This window comes from Actinopolymorpha pittospori, assembly GCF_014873875.1.
GTDB lineage: Bacteria > Actinomycetota > Actinomycetes > Propionibacteriales > Actinopolymorphaceae > Actinopolymorpha > Actinopolymorpha pittospori.
On the sequence record NZ_JADBEM010000001.1, the window covers coordinates 3,811,807 to 3,829,507 of the forward strand.

Annotated in this window: 11 protein-coding genes and 1 pseudogene; 4 read left to right on the forward strand and 8 right to left on the reverse strand. The window is 66.7% G+C overall.

Annotated features, from left to right (window positions below; translation table 11 throughout):
- Nucleotides 1-1,048: 1,048 nt before the first annotated feature.
- A complete protein-coding gene (locus HEB94_RS18055; RefSeq protein ID WP_192750974.1) occupies nucleotides 1,049-2,446 on the reverse strand; it encodes an alkaline phosphatase PhoX in 1,398 nt (465 codons plus the stop codon).
- 701 nt (nucleotides 2,447-3,147) lie between these two features.
- Here HEB94_RS18055 and HEB94_RS18060 point away from each other — a divergent pair.
- Nucleotides 3,148-4,203, forward strand: a complete 1,056-nt coding sequence (locus HEB94_RS18060) for a hypothetical protein (RefSeq protein WP_192750975.1) — start codon at nucleotides 3,148-3,150, stop codon at nucleotides 4,201-4,203.
- Nucleotides 4,204-4,426: 223 nt separating this feature from the next.
- Here HEB94_RS18060 and HEB94_RS52510 read toward each other — a convergent pair whose 3' ends face one another.
- The 3 genes from HEB94_RS52510 to HEB94_RS18075 form a co-directional block, all read right to left on the reverse strand.
- Nucleotides 4,427-5,473: a PQQ-binding-like beta-propeller repeat protein gene (locus HEB94_RS52510; protein WP_337918532.1), complete on the reverse strand. Its 1,047-nt coding sequence runs from the start codon at nucleotides 5,471-5,473 to the stop codon at nucleotides 4,427-4,429.
- A gap of 550 nt (nucleotides 5,474-6,023) precedes the next feature.
- A complete protein-coding gene (locus HEB94_RS18070) occupies nucleotides 6,024-7,316 on the reverse strand; it encodes an IS110 family RNA-guided transposase (protein WP_192750977.1) in 1,293 nt (430 codons plus the stop codon).
- Between the two features lie 666 nt (nucleotides 7,317-7,982).
- Complete coding sequence (locus HEB94_RS18075; RefSeq protein WP_192750978.1) at nucleotides 7,983-10,553, reverse strand: outer membrane protein assembly factor BamB family protein; 2,571 nt, start codon at nucleotides 10,551-10,553, stop codon at nucleotides 7,983-7,985.
- 359 nt (nucleotides 10,554-10,912) lie between these two features.
- On the opposite strand from HEB94_RS18075, the pseudogene HEB94_RS18080 reads away from it, so the two are divergent.
- Nucleotides 10,913-11,186 (forward strand): annotated as a pseudogene (locus HEB94_RS18080) (transposase); the annotation flags it as partial.
- Between the two features lie 1,069 nt (nucleotides 11,187-12,255).
- On the opposite strand, the gene HEB94_RS18085 reads toward HEB94_RS18080, so the two are convergent.
- The 3 genes from HEB94_RS18085 to HEB94_RS18095 all read right to left on the reverse strand — a co-directional run bounded on the left by HEB94_RS18085 (nucleotide 12,256) and on the right by HEB94_RS18095 (nucleotide 15,162).
- Nucleotides 12,256-12,804, reverse strand: a complete 549-nt coding sequence (locus tag HEB94_RS18085) for an alpha/beta fold hydrolase (RefSeq protein WP_202896410.1) — start codon at nucleotides 12,802-12,804, stop codon at nucleotides 12,256-12,258.
- Between the two features lie 111 nt (nucleotides 12,805-12,915).
- Nucleotides 12,916-13,446, reverse strand: a complete 531-nt coding sequence (locus tag HEB94_RS53590) for a tetratricopeptide repeat protein (protein WP_337918533.1) — start codon at nucleotides 13,444-13,446, stop codon at nucleotides 12,916-12,918.
- Nucleotides 13,447-13,464: 18 nt separating this feature from the next.
- Nucleotides 13,465-15,162 carry an XRE family transcriptional regulator gene (locus HEB94_RS18095; protein WP_192750980.1) on the reverse strand — a complete coding sequence of 566 codons (1,698 nt, stop codon included), beginning with the start codon at nucleotides 15,160-15,162 and terminating at the stop codon, nucleotides 13,465-13,467.
- Nucleotides 15,163-15,459: 297 nt separating this feature from the next.
- Between HEB94_RS18095 and HEB94_RS18100 the strand changes: the two genes are divergently transcribed.
- Nucleotides 15,460-15,621, forward strand: coding sequence for a hypothetical protein (locus HEB94_RS18100; RefSeq protein WP_192750981.1), 162 nt, complete (start codon nucleotides 15,460-15,462; stop codon nucleotides 15,619-15,621).
- A 112-nt stretch (nucleotides 15,622-15,733) separates the two neighbouring features.
- Here HEB94_RS18100 and HEB94_RS18105 read toward each other — a convergent pair whose 3' ends face one another.
- A complete protein-coding gene (locus tag HEB94_RS18105; protein ID WP_192750982.1) occupies nucleotides 15,734-16,150 on the reverse strand; it encodes a hypothetical protein in 417 nt (138 codons plus the stop codon).
- 134 nt (nucleotides 16,151-16,284) lie between these two features.
- Here HEB94_RS18105 and HEB94_RS18110 point away from each other — a divergent pair, with 134 nt between their 5' ends.
- Nucleotides 16,285-17,055: a transposase family protein gene (locus HEB94_RS18110; RefSeq protein ID WP_192750983.1), complete on the forward strand. Its 771-nt coding sequence runs from the start codon at nucleotides 16,285-16,287 to the stop codon at nucleotides 17,053-17,055.
- Nucleotides 17,056-17,701 lie beyond the last annotated feature (646 nt).

The following is a 17,701-nucleotide window of genomic DNA, read 5'->3' on the forward strand; positions in this document are numbered from 1 at the left end:
GTCAGAGGCGTCGTTCTGGCCTGGGCTTCGCCTTGCCTGCCTCAGGTTCTGTCAATGGTCCGGTGGTAGACAGAGAAGGCCGGCTTCTACTCCATCCTCGAACAGCAGGAGGGTGTCGATCTCTCGACCTCACGGGAGTTCCCCAACTGGCACTCACCGGTGACCGTCTCGCTTGCCTACCAGGCCGACCGCAGCCGGACGATCTCGGCCGACCGCGTGTCGAGTGTCTCGATCAGCGCGGCGAGCCGCGAGCTGGACTCGGCGGCGACGACCGTCTCGTCTGGACCCGGCATGACGTCCCGGGCGACCAAGTCGCCCAGCGAGAGTTGTAGGCCCTGGCCGCCGGGCGGGACGAGGATGTCCGCAGCCTCTGGGTGTGGCGTGTAACCGAGTGCCGCCGACCAGAACTTCGCAGCACGCTTCCAGTCAGTTCAGGCAGATCACACCGATCTTGACCATGGCTCAGCTCCTTGAGACAAGGAAGAAGTTCACTCGCCTTGGCAACTTTGTATTCGCCGCCTGAGTGCCTGGGCGATAGCAGCAGACCGCCGACCACCGCGCAAGGATGGCGCCGAGCAGAACCACCCGAGCGGAACCACCCGAGCAGAACCACCCGATCAGCGCGGCCGAGGAGCCCTGGGGGCAACGGGTGTGCGGTCTCAACCGTCGGATGATGCTGTCAGGGCGAAGGTCCTTGCGCAGCATCGTGCACGTCGTCTCGTACAGCGGGCCCGTGCCCTCTTCTGCTTCGTTGCCCCAGGAGGCGGGCCCACAGCCGTAGGCCACGTAGCCCAGTCGCTCGTACAGCGCGTGCCCGGGGGTTGTTCTCTTCCACACCGATCTCGGCGCGGGGGAGGTCGCGCGCCCGGATCCGGTCCTCGGCGGCACCGATGAGGACTGTCCCGATCCCGAGCGAGCGCAACGCGTCGGGTGCTGGTTGCCGGACCCTTGCCGTGGGTGAAACCGAGCGTGTGGGCGAAGGCCGCTGCCGGCGTTCGCCCACACCTCGTCAAGGTAGCCTTGCGCCGTCCGGCTCCTGATCCGTTGCCTACAGGGAGCCGTTGCGGAACGGTCCGGTGATGGCGAAGGTGATCCCCGGGCTCTGCGCGTTGGCGAAGAGCCAGTTGCCCCTTGCCGGCTCGAACGTCGAACCGCACCATTCGGAGCCGGAGTAGTCGCCCGGCGCTACCCGCTTGCCTGGGACGCCGCTGGCCGGGATGACGATCTGGTTCAGAGCGAAGGGGAAGATCTCGCCGTCGGTGGTGAGCCCGTGGAGGTACTCGCCGGCGTCGCCGTCCTCGCACAGGACGATGCCGCCGCGCGGGCTGACGCAGATGTTGTCGGGATTGTTGAGCACGTTCGCGTCGGGCGAGGCGAACAGCACCCGCATCCGTTCGCTGGCCGGGTCGTACTCGAAGACCTGCCCCTGCCCTTGGGGTCCGCCGCTCGTCGAGACGATGTAGATCCGGTCGTTGCCCCACCACGCGCCCTCGAGCCGCCGGAACACTGCGGCGCCAAGAGCGGCGCCCTGTTCAGCGGGCCGGACCTCACCAGGGGCGTAGTCGGGGTTGGGGATCCGCACCCAGGAGGTGCGGTAGCTCGTGCCAGTGCCGTCGGTGTAGGTGGAGTAGGACGAACCGTCGTCGGTCTCCACCACGAGCATCTGCAGCTCACCGCCGGTGGCGAGGTCGCCCTTCTTGGTCGGGATGTACCGGTAGAAGCCAGAGGGTGTTGCGTCCTCGGTGAGGTAGACGATGCCGGTGCGCGGGTCGACGGCGACCGCCTCGTGGCTATAGCGCCCCATTCCCTTGATCGGGCGCGGGTCGCCCTTCCCGTCGTAGGGCACCTCGAAGACGTAACCGTGTCGCGTGCCGTCCGGGCCGACGGTCGTCGTCTCCTCACAGGTGAGCCAGCTACCCCATGGCGTCGGGCCGCCGGCGCAGTTGCGGATCGTGCCGGACAGGCTCGCCCTCGACTCGATGAACTCACCCTTGTCGGGGTTGAACACCAGGTTCGACGTACCGCCGCCGGCCTGTGGGTTGTAGGCAGGATTGGTGAACGCACCGTCGAACCCGCCGCGCTCGTGGTTGCGAACGATCGCGATCTTGCCGTCGGGGCGACGGAAGGCGGCCATGCCGTCGTGCGAGCTCGGCGTCGGGATGCCGTCCGACATCTCGTCACCGGTCCAGCCGTAGGTGAGGTACTCGAAACCCTTGGGCAGCTTGATGAGTTCCAGTCCGGTCGTGTGGTCCTTGACGGGATAGAGGGGGCCGTAGTCGGGGCTCGAGGGCCGCTTGGACAACGGAGCCGCGCCTGCCGTACGTGCGGCCAGCGCCTCCAGCGGTCCGAGTGCCACCAGCGATGCGGCGGTGGCGATAGTTCCGCGCAGGAGCTGACGGCGGCCAGGATTGCCTGCGGTGGCGCCGCCCGGAGCGGTGTCGGTCACGTCTTCTCCTCTTGTCGCGAGACCAGAACGTTGCCTGTGAACGTAGGCGAGGCTTCGAGGCCGTAATCGAACGGAGATCAAAGACTGACCTAACAGCGCGCGACGCGACAGCGTGTCTGGGGTCGACTCGCCGAGCCGGCCGACTTGCCGGCCTTTCGCAGAGGCTCGGGTTCTTTCGTTCGTAAAAGCACGAACCGGCGAGTCCGACCTACGACGCGGACGTCCTCGTGGGGTGGGTCAGCTCACCCTTCGACCGGAAGATACTGCCGGTCCCATCTGGTCTGGCCGACGTCATCAGATGGCTAGTCGTGCATCATCCGACACAGCCCCACCTTTTCGCGGGGAGATCATCGCGTCGCTAGAGCACGCGTTCGACCGTGGGTCTGATGACGTGCCGGGCCTAACCGCTGTCAGTGGTGTCGAGATGATTCCAGACCCGGGCCAACCGGGGTCAGAGCTGCGGGAGTTCCTCGGGCCCCGCCTCCGCAATCTCGCCCCCTGGAATGCGATCTAAATTTAGTCGTCGCCGGGCGGTGCTCGCTTCGACGTGGGCCTGTGGCGGTGCCCCTGCGGCGAGAGAGGACCCCGCCCCGCACCAGGCCCATTATCGGGAGCCTGGGAATCTCGACGGCTCGCGCGAGATCACCGACTGGCCACAGCGCAGTCACGGGCTGGTCAATTCGCCGCGGTGAGATCGAGCGATGAACCGCCTGCTGCGAAACACATCGATTGCGGTTGCCCTTGCGGGCGCAACGATCGTCCCCGTCATATCCACACCCAGTGCGAACGCCGGCACGACCGCCGACCGCTCCGAGAATCCTGTCTCGCTCGCTGTGTTTGGCGACGTTCCCTATGGCACTGACCAGGAAGCCGCGTTCGGTGATCTCATCGACGCCATCAACTCCGACCCCAAGGTGCGGGTCGGCGTGCACGTCGGCGACATCAAGAGCGGAAGCACCACGTGCAGCGATGAGCGCTTCGCCGCCGTGTACGACGCCTTCGAGCAACTCGAGGACCCGCTCGTGTACACGCCGGGCGACAACGAATGGGCCGACTGCCACCGTACTGCGGCTGGTGCCTACAACCCGCTCGAGCGACTCGACGCGCTCCGCGAGCTGTTCTTCCCCGAGCCCGGCTCCGTGCTCGGTCGACGACCGATGCGCGTGGACTACCAACCGGAGTTCGTCGAGAACGTCCGCTGGATCGAGTCGCGCACCGCGTTCGCGACGCTGCATGTGATCGGCAGCAGCAACGGCCTCTCGCCGTGGAGCGGAATCGGCTTCAACGAACCGACGCCGGAGCAGTCCGCCGAGGTCGCTGCCCGCAAGGATGCGGCGCTCGCATGGATCGACGAGACGTTCGATGCGGCGGAGGCGGCGAACCTTCAGGGCGTCGTACTCTTCATGCAGGCCGACACGTTCCCGCCGTCGAGCGCAGAGGCAGCGTTCGTCGAACGAATCTCTACGCGGACTGCGGCCTTCGACGGCGAGGTGCTGCTCCTGCAGGGTGACTCGCACGTGTACAGAGTCGACAACCCACTCGGACTCGAGAATTTCACCCGCATCGTCGTGCACGGCGAGGACCTGCCGTTTGAGTACCTGCGGCTGACCATCGATCCGGATGATCCCGAGCTCTTCAGCTGGGACCGTGTCGCGACCGTCGGCTCTTCCACCGGGGGCCCGGCTACCTCGAAGGACGTCGGGGCCGCAGCCTCGCGAGCAGCGGGCGATCGCCGACCGAACCAATCTCGAGCGTGAACGAGCAACGCTGAACGGATCTGGACAGATGACCATGGGTTCCTAACCCGAGCGTCGTCCGGTGGTCGCCCGTGCCATCCACGTGCCATGACGGTGGGCGAAGCAGGGTTACCCGCGCGAGGCTACCGTTCCTGCGAGACGGCGGTCAGAGCCGGGCCGTCTCGACATCTTCCATGCTGGCGTGTGTGGGGGGCGGCGGAGCAGCCAAGCATACGGTGTCGCATCACGGTGCACCGATGGCCGAGATCACTCCGCTGGTGTCGGCTAGATACACCACGTCGTCGTTGGCTCCCAGTGGGTCGCCAGGAGTCGGGTTCGGGTTGGTCCACCGAGTGCGCCCGGTCATCGCGTCCAGGGCGAGAAGTTTGCCGGCCAGACGGACGTACACCGTGGTGCCCGACGAAAAGGCAGGCGCAGGCGGGAGGGCGGGGTCGTTCGTACCAAACGCGCGGACCCAGCGCTGCCGACCTGTCCGATGGTCCAGCCCGCGTACCTGGGCATCCTGGCTGACGACGACAACTGCGTCGGCGGCTACTACCGGTGCGTGGAACGCTTCGACTTCGCGCACTTCTGAGACCCAGCGCTGCTGACCCGACTGTGCGTCGAAGGCGTACATGGCGGACTCGCCGTATCCCCATGCACGAACGACGTGGACGAGACTGCCGTGGATCACGGGCGGCGACACGCTTCCGCCGTCCAGGCTGACCCGCCAGCGGACGCTGCCATCCGCGACGGCGAGTGCGACCAACTCGGCAGAGGTGGTGACATAGACCGTGCGGGCAGCGACCACCGGCGCGGACACTTGAGCATTGGGACTGTCTATGTGAACGCTCCAGCGCTGCCGACCGGTGTCGGCGTCCAGCGCCATGACGCGGGCGGGTTCGTGAGTGCTTCCGGTGGCGTCGATGACGCCTGCGGTGGTCAGGTAGGCGAGTCCGTCGGCCACGCCCACCAACAAGCGCGAGCAGGGTTGGGAGGACCACGACCACCGGGGAGTCCCATTTGCGGCGTCGAGGGCGCGCAGGCGGCATTGGGGGGTTTGGGCATCGCTGCTGGCGACGTACAGCTGTCCGTCTGCCACCGCCAGTGCGTCACCGAACCCGCCGAGGTCGCGTCGCCACCGCACAGCTCCCGACTGGGCGTCAAGGGCGGCCAGGTTGCCGTGGTGGGTGCTCACGAAAACGACTCCTGCGGCGAAGGCTGGAGCGGCCTCGGCGGAGTCCTCTAGGTCGACACTCCATCGGATCGACTCAGCTGGAGCCGGTGACACCGATCCGGTCGGCGTTGCTGAGGGTGGGGCCGCCGGGGTCGGCGTCGCGTTGCCGCGCCGATCCGGGGACTGACATGCGCCGAGAACCACGACGAGCACGGCGGCCGTCCAGGCGATCAGCGCCGCATTGCTGACGAGATGCCTGCCCCATATCCTCACGCGGTGATGATGACACGACCATCGCCGTGGCACGAACGGCGACAACTTGAGTCTTCCCTCGCATGAGGGTTCGGCTGCTGGTCATGGAGTCACACCTGCTCGCCATCGGCTTCTGTCAGGGACATTGGTTTCTCCCCGTTGGCGCGCGGCGAGGTCGCCGGCGTGGCGCAGCGGCTGCGGGTGGAGCGCAGCGGTGTGAGGTGAGGTGAGCCAGCTGGCGACGAACAGCGGCTCGCGCCGGCCGGTGCCAGCGAGGACCGGTTCGCGGCTCTCGGCCACTGCCTGCTCGACGACGAGCCCGCGAGAGGCAAGCGATGCCGGACGTCGGTCTATCTGGCCCCACAGCGCCCAGACCGTTGATCGTCGGTTAGGGGTGGGTGGTCGGTGGTGGTTAGGCGGCTTCGGGTTCGAGGATGACGGCTTTGCCGTTGCGGATGAGTATCTTCTGGCCGGTGGCGGCTTGCAGTTGGGTGGCCAGGTTGCGGGCTCGGCGTTCTTTGTTGATGCGGGATTCGTAGTGGTCGGCGCCGAGGTCGTGGAAGCGGGCTTCGGGGTCGGTGAGTAGGTGGTAGGCGATGGTGAGCAGGGTGTTGCCGGTGGCGACGATTGCTTTCTGTTTACCGCGGCGGCGGGCGATGCGCCGGTAGCGGGCGCCGAGGAAGGTGTCGGTGCGGGCTGCTGCGGCGGCGATGTTGCCGAGTGTGGCGGCCAGCCATGGGTTGCCGCCGCCTCTGCCCTTGTTCTTGGTCTTGCCGGCGGAGGCGTGGACTTGTGGGCAGAACTTGGCCCAGGACACCAGGTGGGCGGGCGTGGGGAAGCGGTTCATGTCGATGCCGATCTCGGCGATCAGTTCTTGGGCGGAGGTGACGCCGACCGCGGTGATGGCGTCGAGTTGGTCGACCTGGTGGGCGAAGGGGGCGATCGCCAGCTCGATCTTGGCGTCGAGGTCGGTGATCTGGACGCCGAGGCGGTCGATGTTGTCCAGCATGGTCGCCAGGATGGTGGCGTGGTGGTCGGTGAAGAACCCGGTCAGTGCCTCTTGCAGTGCGATGGTCTTGGTGCGCATTCGGCCCTTGGCCATTGCGGCGAGTACCTTCGGGTTCCGCTGCCCGGCGATGAGCGCGTGCATCATCGCCCGTCCCGACACCCCGAAGAGGTCGCTGACCACTGAGCTGAGCTTGATTTGGGCGTCTTCCAATAGCTTCTCGACCCGTTGCATCTCCCGTCCTCGGTCTCGGATCAGGGTCCGCCGGTATCGGGTGAGGTCTCGCAGTTGCCGGATCGGTTTGGGGTGCACCAGGGATGGCCGGCACATGCCTCGTTCGGCGACTTTGGCCAGCCAGATGGCATCGAGTTTGTCGGTCTTGGGGCGGCCCGGCACGTTCTTCACCTCGCAGGCGTTGACCAGCCAGCAGTCGAAGCCGGCGGTCTCGAGTAGGTAGTAGACGCCCTTCCAGTAGTCACTGGTCGACTCCATCACCACACGGCTGACTCCGCAGGTGCGGAACCAGTCGGCCATGCCTATCAGTGCTGAGGTGGTGGTGGCGAAGCCGCGCACCTCCTGCATTCGGCGGCCTGGTCTGGAGTCGTGGGGCACCCGCACGCACGCCTCCAACGCCGCCTTTCCAAGATCGAGCGCTGCCACCCGCTCGACAAGTAGCTCGTCCTCATCGACGTTGTCCACGCCATCCCTCTTGAGATCCCGGATCGGACAGAAGCGGCTGCCCGCGGGAGCTAGCGGGACGGAGAGAGTCGGACCCTCGAGCTCGTGGCGACAATGCGCAGCACCCGAAGCAGCTCCCAGCGTCAAACTGTCAGACGGGCTCACCTGCGCCAAGAACCACCGACGTCGGCGGGCAACCGCACCCAATTTTCCCGCATACGCGGTGTCCCCGAAGGTGACCGGGAAACTGTCAATGAAGCGCAGTCGTCGAGGGCCTTATGTGACAGGCCAGACAGGCAAACGGCTAGGTCAGCAGGCGTGTGGCAGCCCATTCGGGGCTGGTCGGCCCTCTTGTAATCGGGCGGTTAGGGGTTCAAGTCCCCTCGCTGGCTCCAGCCAAAAGCCAGGTCAGAGGCGTTTTCTGACCTGGGCTTCGCCTTGCCGCCTCAAGGTCTGTCAATGGCCCTGTGGCGGACGGGGAAGGCCGGCGTCTACTCCGGCGATGCCACCTTCAACCCGCAGATCGTGCGCGAACGGCAACGTCGCCTGAGAGGAACAGTCCGGCCTCCGGACTGACCTGTGAACGGGCCGGTCCGGAGGCCAGAGGTGAGCGTGCCTACGACAGCGCGGTGGTCGTCAGCGTGGCGGTGCGGCCAGCGGCACCTCGACGTTGAGGCTCACGTCGCCTTACCCGGCTCTGCGGGCGTCGTCGGCGGTGAAGGCGTAGACGTTGCCGTCCCAGGCACCGACCACCAGCGTGTTGCCGGTGATCGCGGGGCTGGAGGCGACCCATGTGCCGATCTGGAACTTCCAGGTCGGGGTGCCGGTGGCCCGGTCCAGACCGTAGACGGAGCCGTCGTTCGACCCGAAGTAGACCGTGTCGCCGCTGACGATCGGAGCCGACGTGATGCCGCCGCCGGTCCGCTGGGTCCACTTGAGCTCACCGGTTTTGGCGTCGAGAGCGGTCATGTTGCCGTCGGAGAAGCCCTGGTATGCCACGCCGTCGACGATGGCCGGCGACGAGCCGGTCGGGGTTCCGCGTAGGAAGCTTTCGTCGGGGCTGGCGTAGCGCCAGACCTCTTCACCGGTGGCGGCGTTGAGGACGATCAGCTCGTCACCCTCGCAGCCCATGTAGAGGAGCTCGTCGGAGTAGGTCGGCGTGGTGTTGGTGCATTCCATGTCGTCGATGCGCCACTCCTCGGCACCGGTCTTCGCGTTCACCGCGACCAGCCAGTCGTTGTCGCCGTCGATGTACAGCCGGCCACCGCCGAGAGCGGGCGGGGTCTCGGAGATCCAGCCGCCGTTGAGGCGGACGTCCCAGAGCTGGGTGCCGGTCTTGGCGTCCAGGGCCATGAGGCGCCGCTCGCCGGTGCTGTAGACCTGGTAGATCACGCCATCTGAGTAGTTCGGCGGCTCGTACATCCAGCCACGGTGCACACCATCGCGCACCTCGTCACCCTTGGTGATCGACCAGATCTTCTCGCCGGTCGTGGCGTCGATGGCGAAGAGGGTGCCGCGTACGGACGCCGCGTAGACGATGCCGTCGGCGACCACGGGGGTTGCTTCGGCCTGCCCGTCGGTTGGGAACCGCCACAGCTGCTCGCCGGTGGCCAGGTCGATGGCGTGGATCGCGTGGTTCGCCTCGCCGTCCTCGTCGCGGGTGCCGGCGTACACCACGCCGTCCACGACGACGGGCGACGATGTGAGGAGCGTGCCTGGGGTGCGGTAGGTCCAGGCGAGCTGCAGGTTGTCGCCGAGGACGTCCTGGGTGACACCGGTGTAGGCGGAGTTGCCCTTGAACATCGACCAGTCGGTACCCATGCGAGGCGCGTTGAGCTCCTCGGCCGGGACGACCTGGAAGCTCGACGTCTCTCTCCAGGTCTCACCGGTGTCGTCGGTGACCCGGACCTCGATGGTGTGCTCGCCGACCGGGAGGCCGAGCCCGCGGGTTTCCACGGCCCAGGTGAAGGCGCTGCTCTGCCTCAGGCCCTTCCACTTGCCACCGTCGATGCGGTAGTCGACGTCGGTCACGTTGGAGGTCGTGTTGTAGGCGTTGACCTGCACGGATCCTTCGTTGGCGGCGATCCGGCCACCCGGGGCGGGACTGGTCACCGTGAGGCTGTGATCGACCCCGTACATCTTGAACGGATACGTGATCTTGCTGCCCCTGAACGTGACGACCCGGAAGCCGTTGGGCGTCTGGTCGAGCGTGCTCGAGGTCGCGTTGGTGACGACGTGCGCGGCACCCTCGATCGCGTGCAGGTCGACGTCGTTCTTGTGCGTGTGGCCGGTGAGCACCAGCTTGGTGTTGTACTGCTCCATCAGGTCGATGTACGGCGCGGGGGAGTCGCCGCCACCGCCGGTGGGGGGAGCCTGCATCGGCCGGTGCGCGACCACCGTCACGACCTTGTCGCCCTTGGCGTTCGTGGCCAGGTCATTCCGCATCCACTCCAGCTGCGCAGGATCCTTGAACCCGGACGTGTTCTCGAGGATGACGAAGTGCCGGTTGCCGTAGTCGAAGGAGTACCATTCCGGGCCGAGGTACTTGCGGTAGTTGTCGTAGAGCGGCTGGTCGTCAAAGTCGTGGTTGCCGACGGCCGGCCAGATCGGTACTCGAGAGGTGGCCGTGGTGTTCCGGTACCGCACGAACTCCGGTTCGGTGGAGTTCTGCGTGAGATCGCCGGACACGATCATGAACTCAGGCTGGTCGCTGAGCTGGTTGAGCTCACCTACCGCACCCTCGAAGATCTTGCGGACGTCCTCGTTCAACGTCAGCGTCTGAGTGTCTGTGAACGTGCCGAAGGTGAAGTTCGGTTTCGAGGTCCTCGGAGCGTGAACGAGGCCGAAGGAGGCGCTGGCCTCCTGACCGACGGCCAGTTCACCGAGGTGCTTGTAGAACTGCGGGGTCTTGAACTCGTCGACGGGCACGAGGTAGCCGGTCGGCTGGGAGACGAACACGATCTCGTCGGTGCGGCGCGCCGGGTCGGTCTGGAGTTCGTACTTGCCGTGGGTGTCGGTCTGGACGGTGGTCACGCCGTCGGAGACGCTGACGTTCGGCAGGCCCCGTTCGCCTCGGTCCTGTGTGCCGTTCTTGTTCGCGTCGGCGAACACGGCACCGTTGACGGTCGCGGACGATTCCGGTGCCGGCGTGGTGGCAGTGGGGACCGCGGCCGACGCGCCGGGGCTGACTGCGACCAGCGCGACCAGTGCGCTGCTCACCGCCCCGATCGTCAGCCGAGCCTTGGTTGTGGTTCTCATTCGGTGATCCCTTCGAGATCGCCGTGCACAACCTCATGCACGTGGGGAGACACGGACCGCCCCGCGAGGTGGGCGGCGCGCCGGAACACCGTAGAAAGCCGGGGTGGCCGTCGTGCGTCGCTCCGGGAACTGGCCGGATGAGCCAGGACGAAACTTCGATCCGCTGTTCAAGGCCGCTAGCGATCTTCGGTTGATGTGCGTGCGGCGTTAAGCCCGGATCGGGACGGTCTGACGAACGGTGGATCTGGCCTGGCCTGCGACACCGCGCGGCTCTCGGTGAGGAAGGAACAGGTGATGGCCGAGACGATGGGCGTGTGGATGGCAACAGCAACGTTGATCCTCAGGAGGTCGCCCGCCGGTTGGTGGTGCAGGCGAACGAACGGGGATCGAGCTGGTAGGCCCCGTTTGTTGAACCAGCTCACCGGCCGGGTGTTGGAGACCGCGCTGGAGGAGGAGTTGACCGAGCACCTCGGCTATGACGGGCATGATCCAGCCGGCCGAGGCTCGGGTAACTCTCGCAACGGCACCCGGGCAAAGACGGTGTTGACCGCGATCGGGCCGGTGCAGATCGAGGTGCCCAGGGACACAGGCGGGTGTTTCGACCCGCAGATCGTACGCAAGCGGCAGCGTCGGAGCGAGTGGGGTCCACCCGCCCGTCCGACACCCTGTTCAGCCGCTGGTCAGGCACCACGGGTTTCGCCACCTCGCTGACCATGCTGAGCTGGGCTACCGCCTGGGGAGCGCCCCTACTGGCCGGCCTGTTCGCCGGTGACAGCTTCGCCAGCGAGACCGCCACGGCACCTGGACGACCATCCTCACCCGCTCGTGCACGCGCACTCGGCTGTTCCTCGGCAAGGCGGTCGCGGCGACGCTGTGTGTCTGCTTCAGCTTCGGCGTGATCGTCGTCGTCAGCATCGCCGCCGGCCTCGCCGCAGTCGGCTCGGCGCCGCTCGTCGGGCTGTCAGGTCGCTCATCAGCTCGGTCATGCGCTCGGCCTCGTGGCCGCAACTGGAGGCTGTTGCTGCTGTGGACCAGCGTATTCGTCGCGCTCGGACTGTTGGGAAGGGCACTACACCGGTCGCGGCAGCGCTCGGCACGCATTGAAGGCCCAGCCCTGATGGCACGCAGTGGCACTGCGTGCCGAGCTACCTCTGCCAGTCCTCAAGGGCTTTTAGAGTGGCAGTACGGCCGGAAGGGCGAGCCGCCTATGCCCCAGTGCGGAGGCGTGGCCAAGGGCATAGGCGACCCTCGTGAGGGTGTGCTGGACCCACCGGCCAGATACCCGCCGCGAGGCCCGCATGGTCGGGCCCAAGTCACACGAATCCAGGTCCTTTAGGCCTCTTGTTCTAAACGCTGTGGATAAGCCTGTGGACCTCGGCTTCTCGTTGTCCAGTCGTCACACTGCGGCTTTATCGAAGCCCAGGCAGAGACGTTTTCTGACCTGGGCTTCCCGTTGATGTTTGGGTTATGTCACACCTGGGTCCAGCGGATTGGCGGCGGCCTCACCCTCGCCTGACTCGCATCGGTGACCGGGGGACGACGGCAGGTGATTCGAGCCGATGACGGTCGTGATCAGGCGGCGGCGTGACGGATGAGGTCGGCGACAGCGGCGGGCTGGGAGACGTAGACGGCGTGGCTGCCGATGGCTTCGACGACGGAGGATCCGGCGCGGTCGGCCATGGCGCGTTGGGCCGGGGCGGGATCATGCGGTCCTCGGTGGCGACGAGGTACCAGCTCGGCTTGTTCCGCCAGGCTGGTTCGGTGACCGCTCCGCCGAGGGCGTCCACGCCCCAGGGGACCTGTGCGTCGGCCATGAACGCGGCCAGCTGCGCGGGCAGATCGGCGGCGAACGCGTTGTAAAACTTGTCACGGTCGAGATAGAGAAGCCGTCGCGCGGCGGCAGGATGGGCGGTACAGGGGCACCGGGCGGTGGGTCGGCGATTAGTGTGCTGACCGACTCGCCCTTGTCGGGGGCGAAGGCGGCGATGTAGGCCAGTGCCGCCACGTGGGGGTGCGTACCGGCTTCGGTGATGACGACCCCGCCGTAGGAGTGGCCGACCAGGACGGCAGGGCCGTCGAGCGTGTCCAGGACGTGACGGGTCGCGGCGACGTCGCCTTCAAGGGACAGCGTGGGGTTCTGCACGATGTGGATTCGGTAACCGTCTTTGGCGAGGTTGTCGTAGACGCCCTGCCAACCGGATCCGTCCACGAACCCGCCGTGCACGAGCACGACGTTCCTGATTCTTGTCATGGTCACTCCTGACCTGGATGTGTGGACGGGGCCAATGCCTGTCCTGTGCGCTCAATCCAAGTCCTTGGGGAGAGACATGACCATGCAGAACAGCAAGCAGAAGTTCCGCGGTCAACTGACCTTCGGCGTGTCAGCGGCGGCGGTTGCCAGGTCCTGGCAGCGGCTACTCGCCTCGATGTCACCGATCGCCTCGAACACCTCGGCCGCCCGCTCGTAGGCTCGGCGGCTCTCGTCGGTGCGACCCTCGTCGACCAGGACGGCCGCGAGTATCTCCAGGGAGCGGGCTTGTTGGCCGGACAACTGGAGCTCCTCCATGAGGCTGATCGCCTCGGTGAGCTTGGTGACCGCTTCGGTCGGGCGGCCGAGCAGTCCCAGGCATTCGCCGACCCGTGCCAGCGTGGATGGGCGGGTGAGCGCCGCGATGCTCGGTGTCATCCCAGACCCCTCGTGGTCCGCCAGGTCATGCATCGTGAGGAACTGGTCCAGTGCTTCGGCGTAGCGTCCATCGTCGCGAAGGCAGTCGCCCAGGGTGCCGAGACACTGGCAGTACCCGTCGATGTCGTCGTTGGCCTTGAACATCTCTGCCGCCCGGGATGCCGACGCGACGGCTTCATCGAGTCGTCCGAGCCGTCGAAGCGCAATGCCGGCGTTCTGGTGGGCCTAGGCGATCTGTGGCGTGGCGCCGCTGCGGGTGGCGAGGTCCAACGCCCGCGTCGCGTACCGCAGGGTGGCTTCCGGGTCCCCAGGCGTCACCAGGTGGACCCAGGCCAGATGGTTCAACTGAGCGGCATGTTGCGCCTGATCGCCCAGGGCGGCGGCGGCCTGCGCGCCGAGCGTGAAAACCTCCCGCCAATGCGGCCCGTGCATCCACCGGTCGGAGAACCAGTGCATCGACTCGGCGCAGTCGAGGGCGAGGGAGTGCTGGCCGCTGCTCGCCGCATACCGCAACGCGCCCAGCCAGTTGTCCACGTTCACGCGCAGCCAGCGGTCGGCTTCGTCGATGGAGGTCAGGTCGGCGAGGTCGGGGTCAGACCGGTCGGGACGGCCGAAGGTGGGTTCGAACCACCGCCCGGCTGTCGCGGCCATCCGCAGCAGCCACGACGTGATGCTTCTGGTCAGCGCATCGCGCTGCGCCGAGGTGTCCTCCTCCTGAAGCTTGTTGCGGGCGAAGAGGCGGACCAGGTCGTGGAAGCGGTAACGGCCAGACGTACTGTCTTGCAGCAGGCCGAGGTCGACCAGCTCGTCGAGAGCATCCCAGGCGCCCTCGATCGCGGTCTCACCCAGCACCGCGGCGAGGGCAGCGTCGAAGTCCCGGCCGGGCACCAGGGCGAGCCGGCGGAAGACCCGCCGTGCGGAGTCCGCGAGCTGTTCGTAGGACATCTCGAACGCATTGGCGATCTTGAGGTCGCCCGCCCTGAGCTGGTCGAGGCGGCGTTCCTCGTTCGACAGCCGGGCGACGAGTCCGGCGGCGTTCCAGCCTGGGCGGCTGACCAACCGGTTTCCGATGATCCGCAGTGCGAGAGGCAGGCCACCGCACAGCTGCGCGAGCTGGGTAAGGGCCGGCTCCCCGTCCGATTCGCAGCGTTCGCCCAGAATGCCGGTCAGCAGTTCGGTGGCCTCCAGCAGCGGCAAGGGCCCCAGGCTCAGTCTGCGCACGCCTTCCAGACCGGCCAGCAACCGGCGACTGGTCACCAGAGTCCTACCGGCGCCGCCACCCGGCAGGAGCGGACGAATCTGCTCCTCCGAGGCGGCGTTGTCGAGCACGACCACGACGCGCCTGTCCCGCAGCATCGACCGGTACAAGGAGGCACGCCCGGCGGTGTTGGGAGGCATGCGCTTGTCCGCGACACCGAGCGCTCGGAGCAGCCTTGCCAACGCCTCCTCGACGGCGAGGGGCTGGGCCGACATGCCGAACAGATCGAGGAAGAACACCCCGTCCGGAAAGTCTGGCCGCAGAGCGTGGGCGGCACGGACGGCGAACGTGGTCTTTCCCAACCCGGCGGGGCCGGTGATGAGCCCCACCCCGGCGACAGTTGGCGAGCCGGCGGCATGAACGAGTTCGTTCGTCCAGGCGAGTTCCGCGGCCCGGCCGGTGAAGTCGTCGACGGATCGGGGTAGCTCGCACAGGCCTGTGGGACGCCTCCAGTGATCACGCAGTCGTCCGGACCGCGCCAACTCGATGAACTCCTCGCGGGGGGTCCCCTCCAGAGCGAGCGCGCCCGCCAGGGCGGAGACGGTTCGGTGCTGGGGTCCCCTGCTGCGTCCCCGCTCCATGTCCGACAGCGTGCGCGCACTGACCCGCGACGCGTCAGCGAGCTGCTCCAACGTCAGACGCGCCGCGTGCCGATACCGGCGCAACAGCTCCGCGAAAGTGAGAGAGGCGGTGATGGGACTACTCCTTCTCTGCGGTGGGCCTGACCCACCAGGAACGAGCGAAGCTTAGTCGTGCCCATGGCAGCCTCCTCCCAATTGCGTGGAGTAGATGCAACATTCGATTCGCGCGTCAGTAAGGCCGCGGTGACGGCGCGGGCGTAACCGCGCACGGCGGGTGTTCTGCTACGTGGTGCTGCCACTGGTCGGCGCATTGCTGTGTCCAGGCACGCATCGGGGGAAGAAGACATGGAGGGAGCCAAGGTCGGGTGAGGGGAGACGAGCGTGGCAGCACCCGAGGCGAAGAAGGCGGTCGACGACGCATTCGCACAGATCTGCCCGAATCGGCACCCGGGGCCGGTCTGCACGGCGAGCCGGTACTGGGACGGATGCGCCCGCCTGCTGCCGGCGGACCTGCTGAACGACCTGCTGGACGAGAAGGTCTGAACAGCGTGTAGCGCCGGATCGTCTGCGGGCTACTCGGAGTACATGCTCGCGCGAGGCTAGCTACTTCGACCTGAAAAACGCTGGGGATGCTTGAGTGGCCTTAGCTTGTCGTTTAACCTCTGGTCCTTTCGTCATGAGGTTGGTTGGTGTGTTTGCCGACGTTGTGGCGTGGTGCTTGTCGGCGGTTTTTACGGCCTGGTGGGCGTCCTGGGCCTGGCCGGCTGGGTTTTGGTGCGCGGGCGGGGACGGGTAGTTTCCGGTGGATGTTCCGATAGCCGCGGTGTACTTGTGCCGGTGTGAGCGGGCGGCCTGCTTGTTGGCGGGGTTCCCAGGGGCGACGGATGTGGTCAGTGAGATCGCGGGCAAGTCGTAGCTGGGTGTAGGCGACGACGATGAGCCAGGTCCAGCGGTCGGCCGCTTCGGGGTGGCGGATCTTCGGTTTGGTCCCGCCGAGGGTTTGTTTGAGCATGCGGAAGGTGTGTTCGAGATCGAATCGGCGCAGGAATGCCCGCCAGGTGTCCATGGCCATGAAAAGGTGGATCTGGCACAAATTTAGTGAGCCGATGACGGACTGCTATTGGAGCTGTGCGGCTTCTCTGTTGCTGGCGGGTTCTTCGGGATTCTTGTAGTAACCAGATTTTGACTTTGTCGCGTGTATGTCAGGTGGGCAAGGAAGGCCCTTCTCGTGCAGGGTTCTGTTTCGACCAGGAAACGCCTGAACAAGAATGGCTATGTCGAGTGTTTGTTTCGCTGCCGCTGTTGCTGCCCCATCTGGCTGATGTCGTGGTTCGCGGCGTCGAACATCTGGAATCGGAGGTGGTGATCTGGGCACGTGCCTCGAGCGGGGGTGCTCTGTGTCCTCAGTGTGGTGCCGGTTCGGCGCGGGTGCACAGCCGCTACTGGCGCAGGCTTGCCGACACCGCGATAGGAGGCCGACCGGTAGTGATCAAGTTGCAGGTACGACGGTTCTTTTGCATCGCCGACGGCTGTGGAGCGGTGACATTCGCCGAACAGATTCCCGGGCTGACCTCGCCGCATGCTCGGCGAACGCCGTTGGTGCGCGGCCAGTTGGAGTCGATCGGGATCGCGCTCGCGGACAGAGCCGGTGCGCGGCTTGCTCGATGTCTGGGCGTGGGGACTAGCCGATCCACCCTGCTGCGCATGGTGCGAGCGCTACCCGACCCGCCAACCGGGATTGTCAGCGTGCTTGGGGTCGACGATTTCGCGTTCCGACGTGGCCGGGTGTATGGCACCGTGCTGATGAACCTCGACACCAACACTCCGATTGACCTGCTGCCAGATAGCCAGTCGGACACCTTCGCCGCCTGGCTGCGTGAGCATCCCGGCGCCTCGATGGGCCTCGCCGAGGTGGGACTTATGACCTGGCCCACGGTGTGGCTGGAGTCCATTCGAGTGGTGGACTGCTTACGTTAGCGGGCCCTCATCCTCGGGCAGACTTCACAAGGGCCGACCGAGTTCTGTGCCCCGAGGGGTCGCCTACGTCAGCAGCGCGCCCGCGTTCGCTGGCGTAGGCGACCCCCACCACGTGAGCAGGTCATCATCGACTTGTGGGTGAGGGCTCTGGGCGGCGGTGGAAGGGTGTGACGGGTCCGCCTCGTCAGCAGCCATGATCTGGCCGCGCTCGCCGCAGCCGTCTCCGGAAGCCCGGCGCTCTGCGGTCCCAGCTTCACGGACGCGGCCGCGACAGCCTCCGGGCATGGTAAAGGACCTGCAGAACAATTTCCCTTCGCCGGCATTACCCGGATCAGGTTGTAGGGTCGTCTCGGAGGATCTTTCGATCCTGTTAGCCCTCTCGAGCTCCCCCGCTTGTCCCACAGGCCAATTCCAAATCTCCGCGCGGCCGCCGCACCGCGGGCAGGGGCCAAGGTCCCGTTCCGGCCGGTCCTCTTTCCGTTTACGCGCCGCCGATCCGCGAGCTGTCCCGTTGTGCCCGACCGGCCGGTGGAGGCTGCAGGTCACCCCGCCGATCAGGGGCTCCAAGCCGCTGTGCACGCTTGCTGGTGGTGGCCACCGCCGAGCCGTTCCGGGTGGCGACGACCCTCGCGCTGTCCACGGGAGC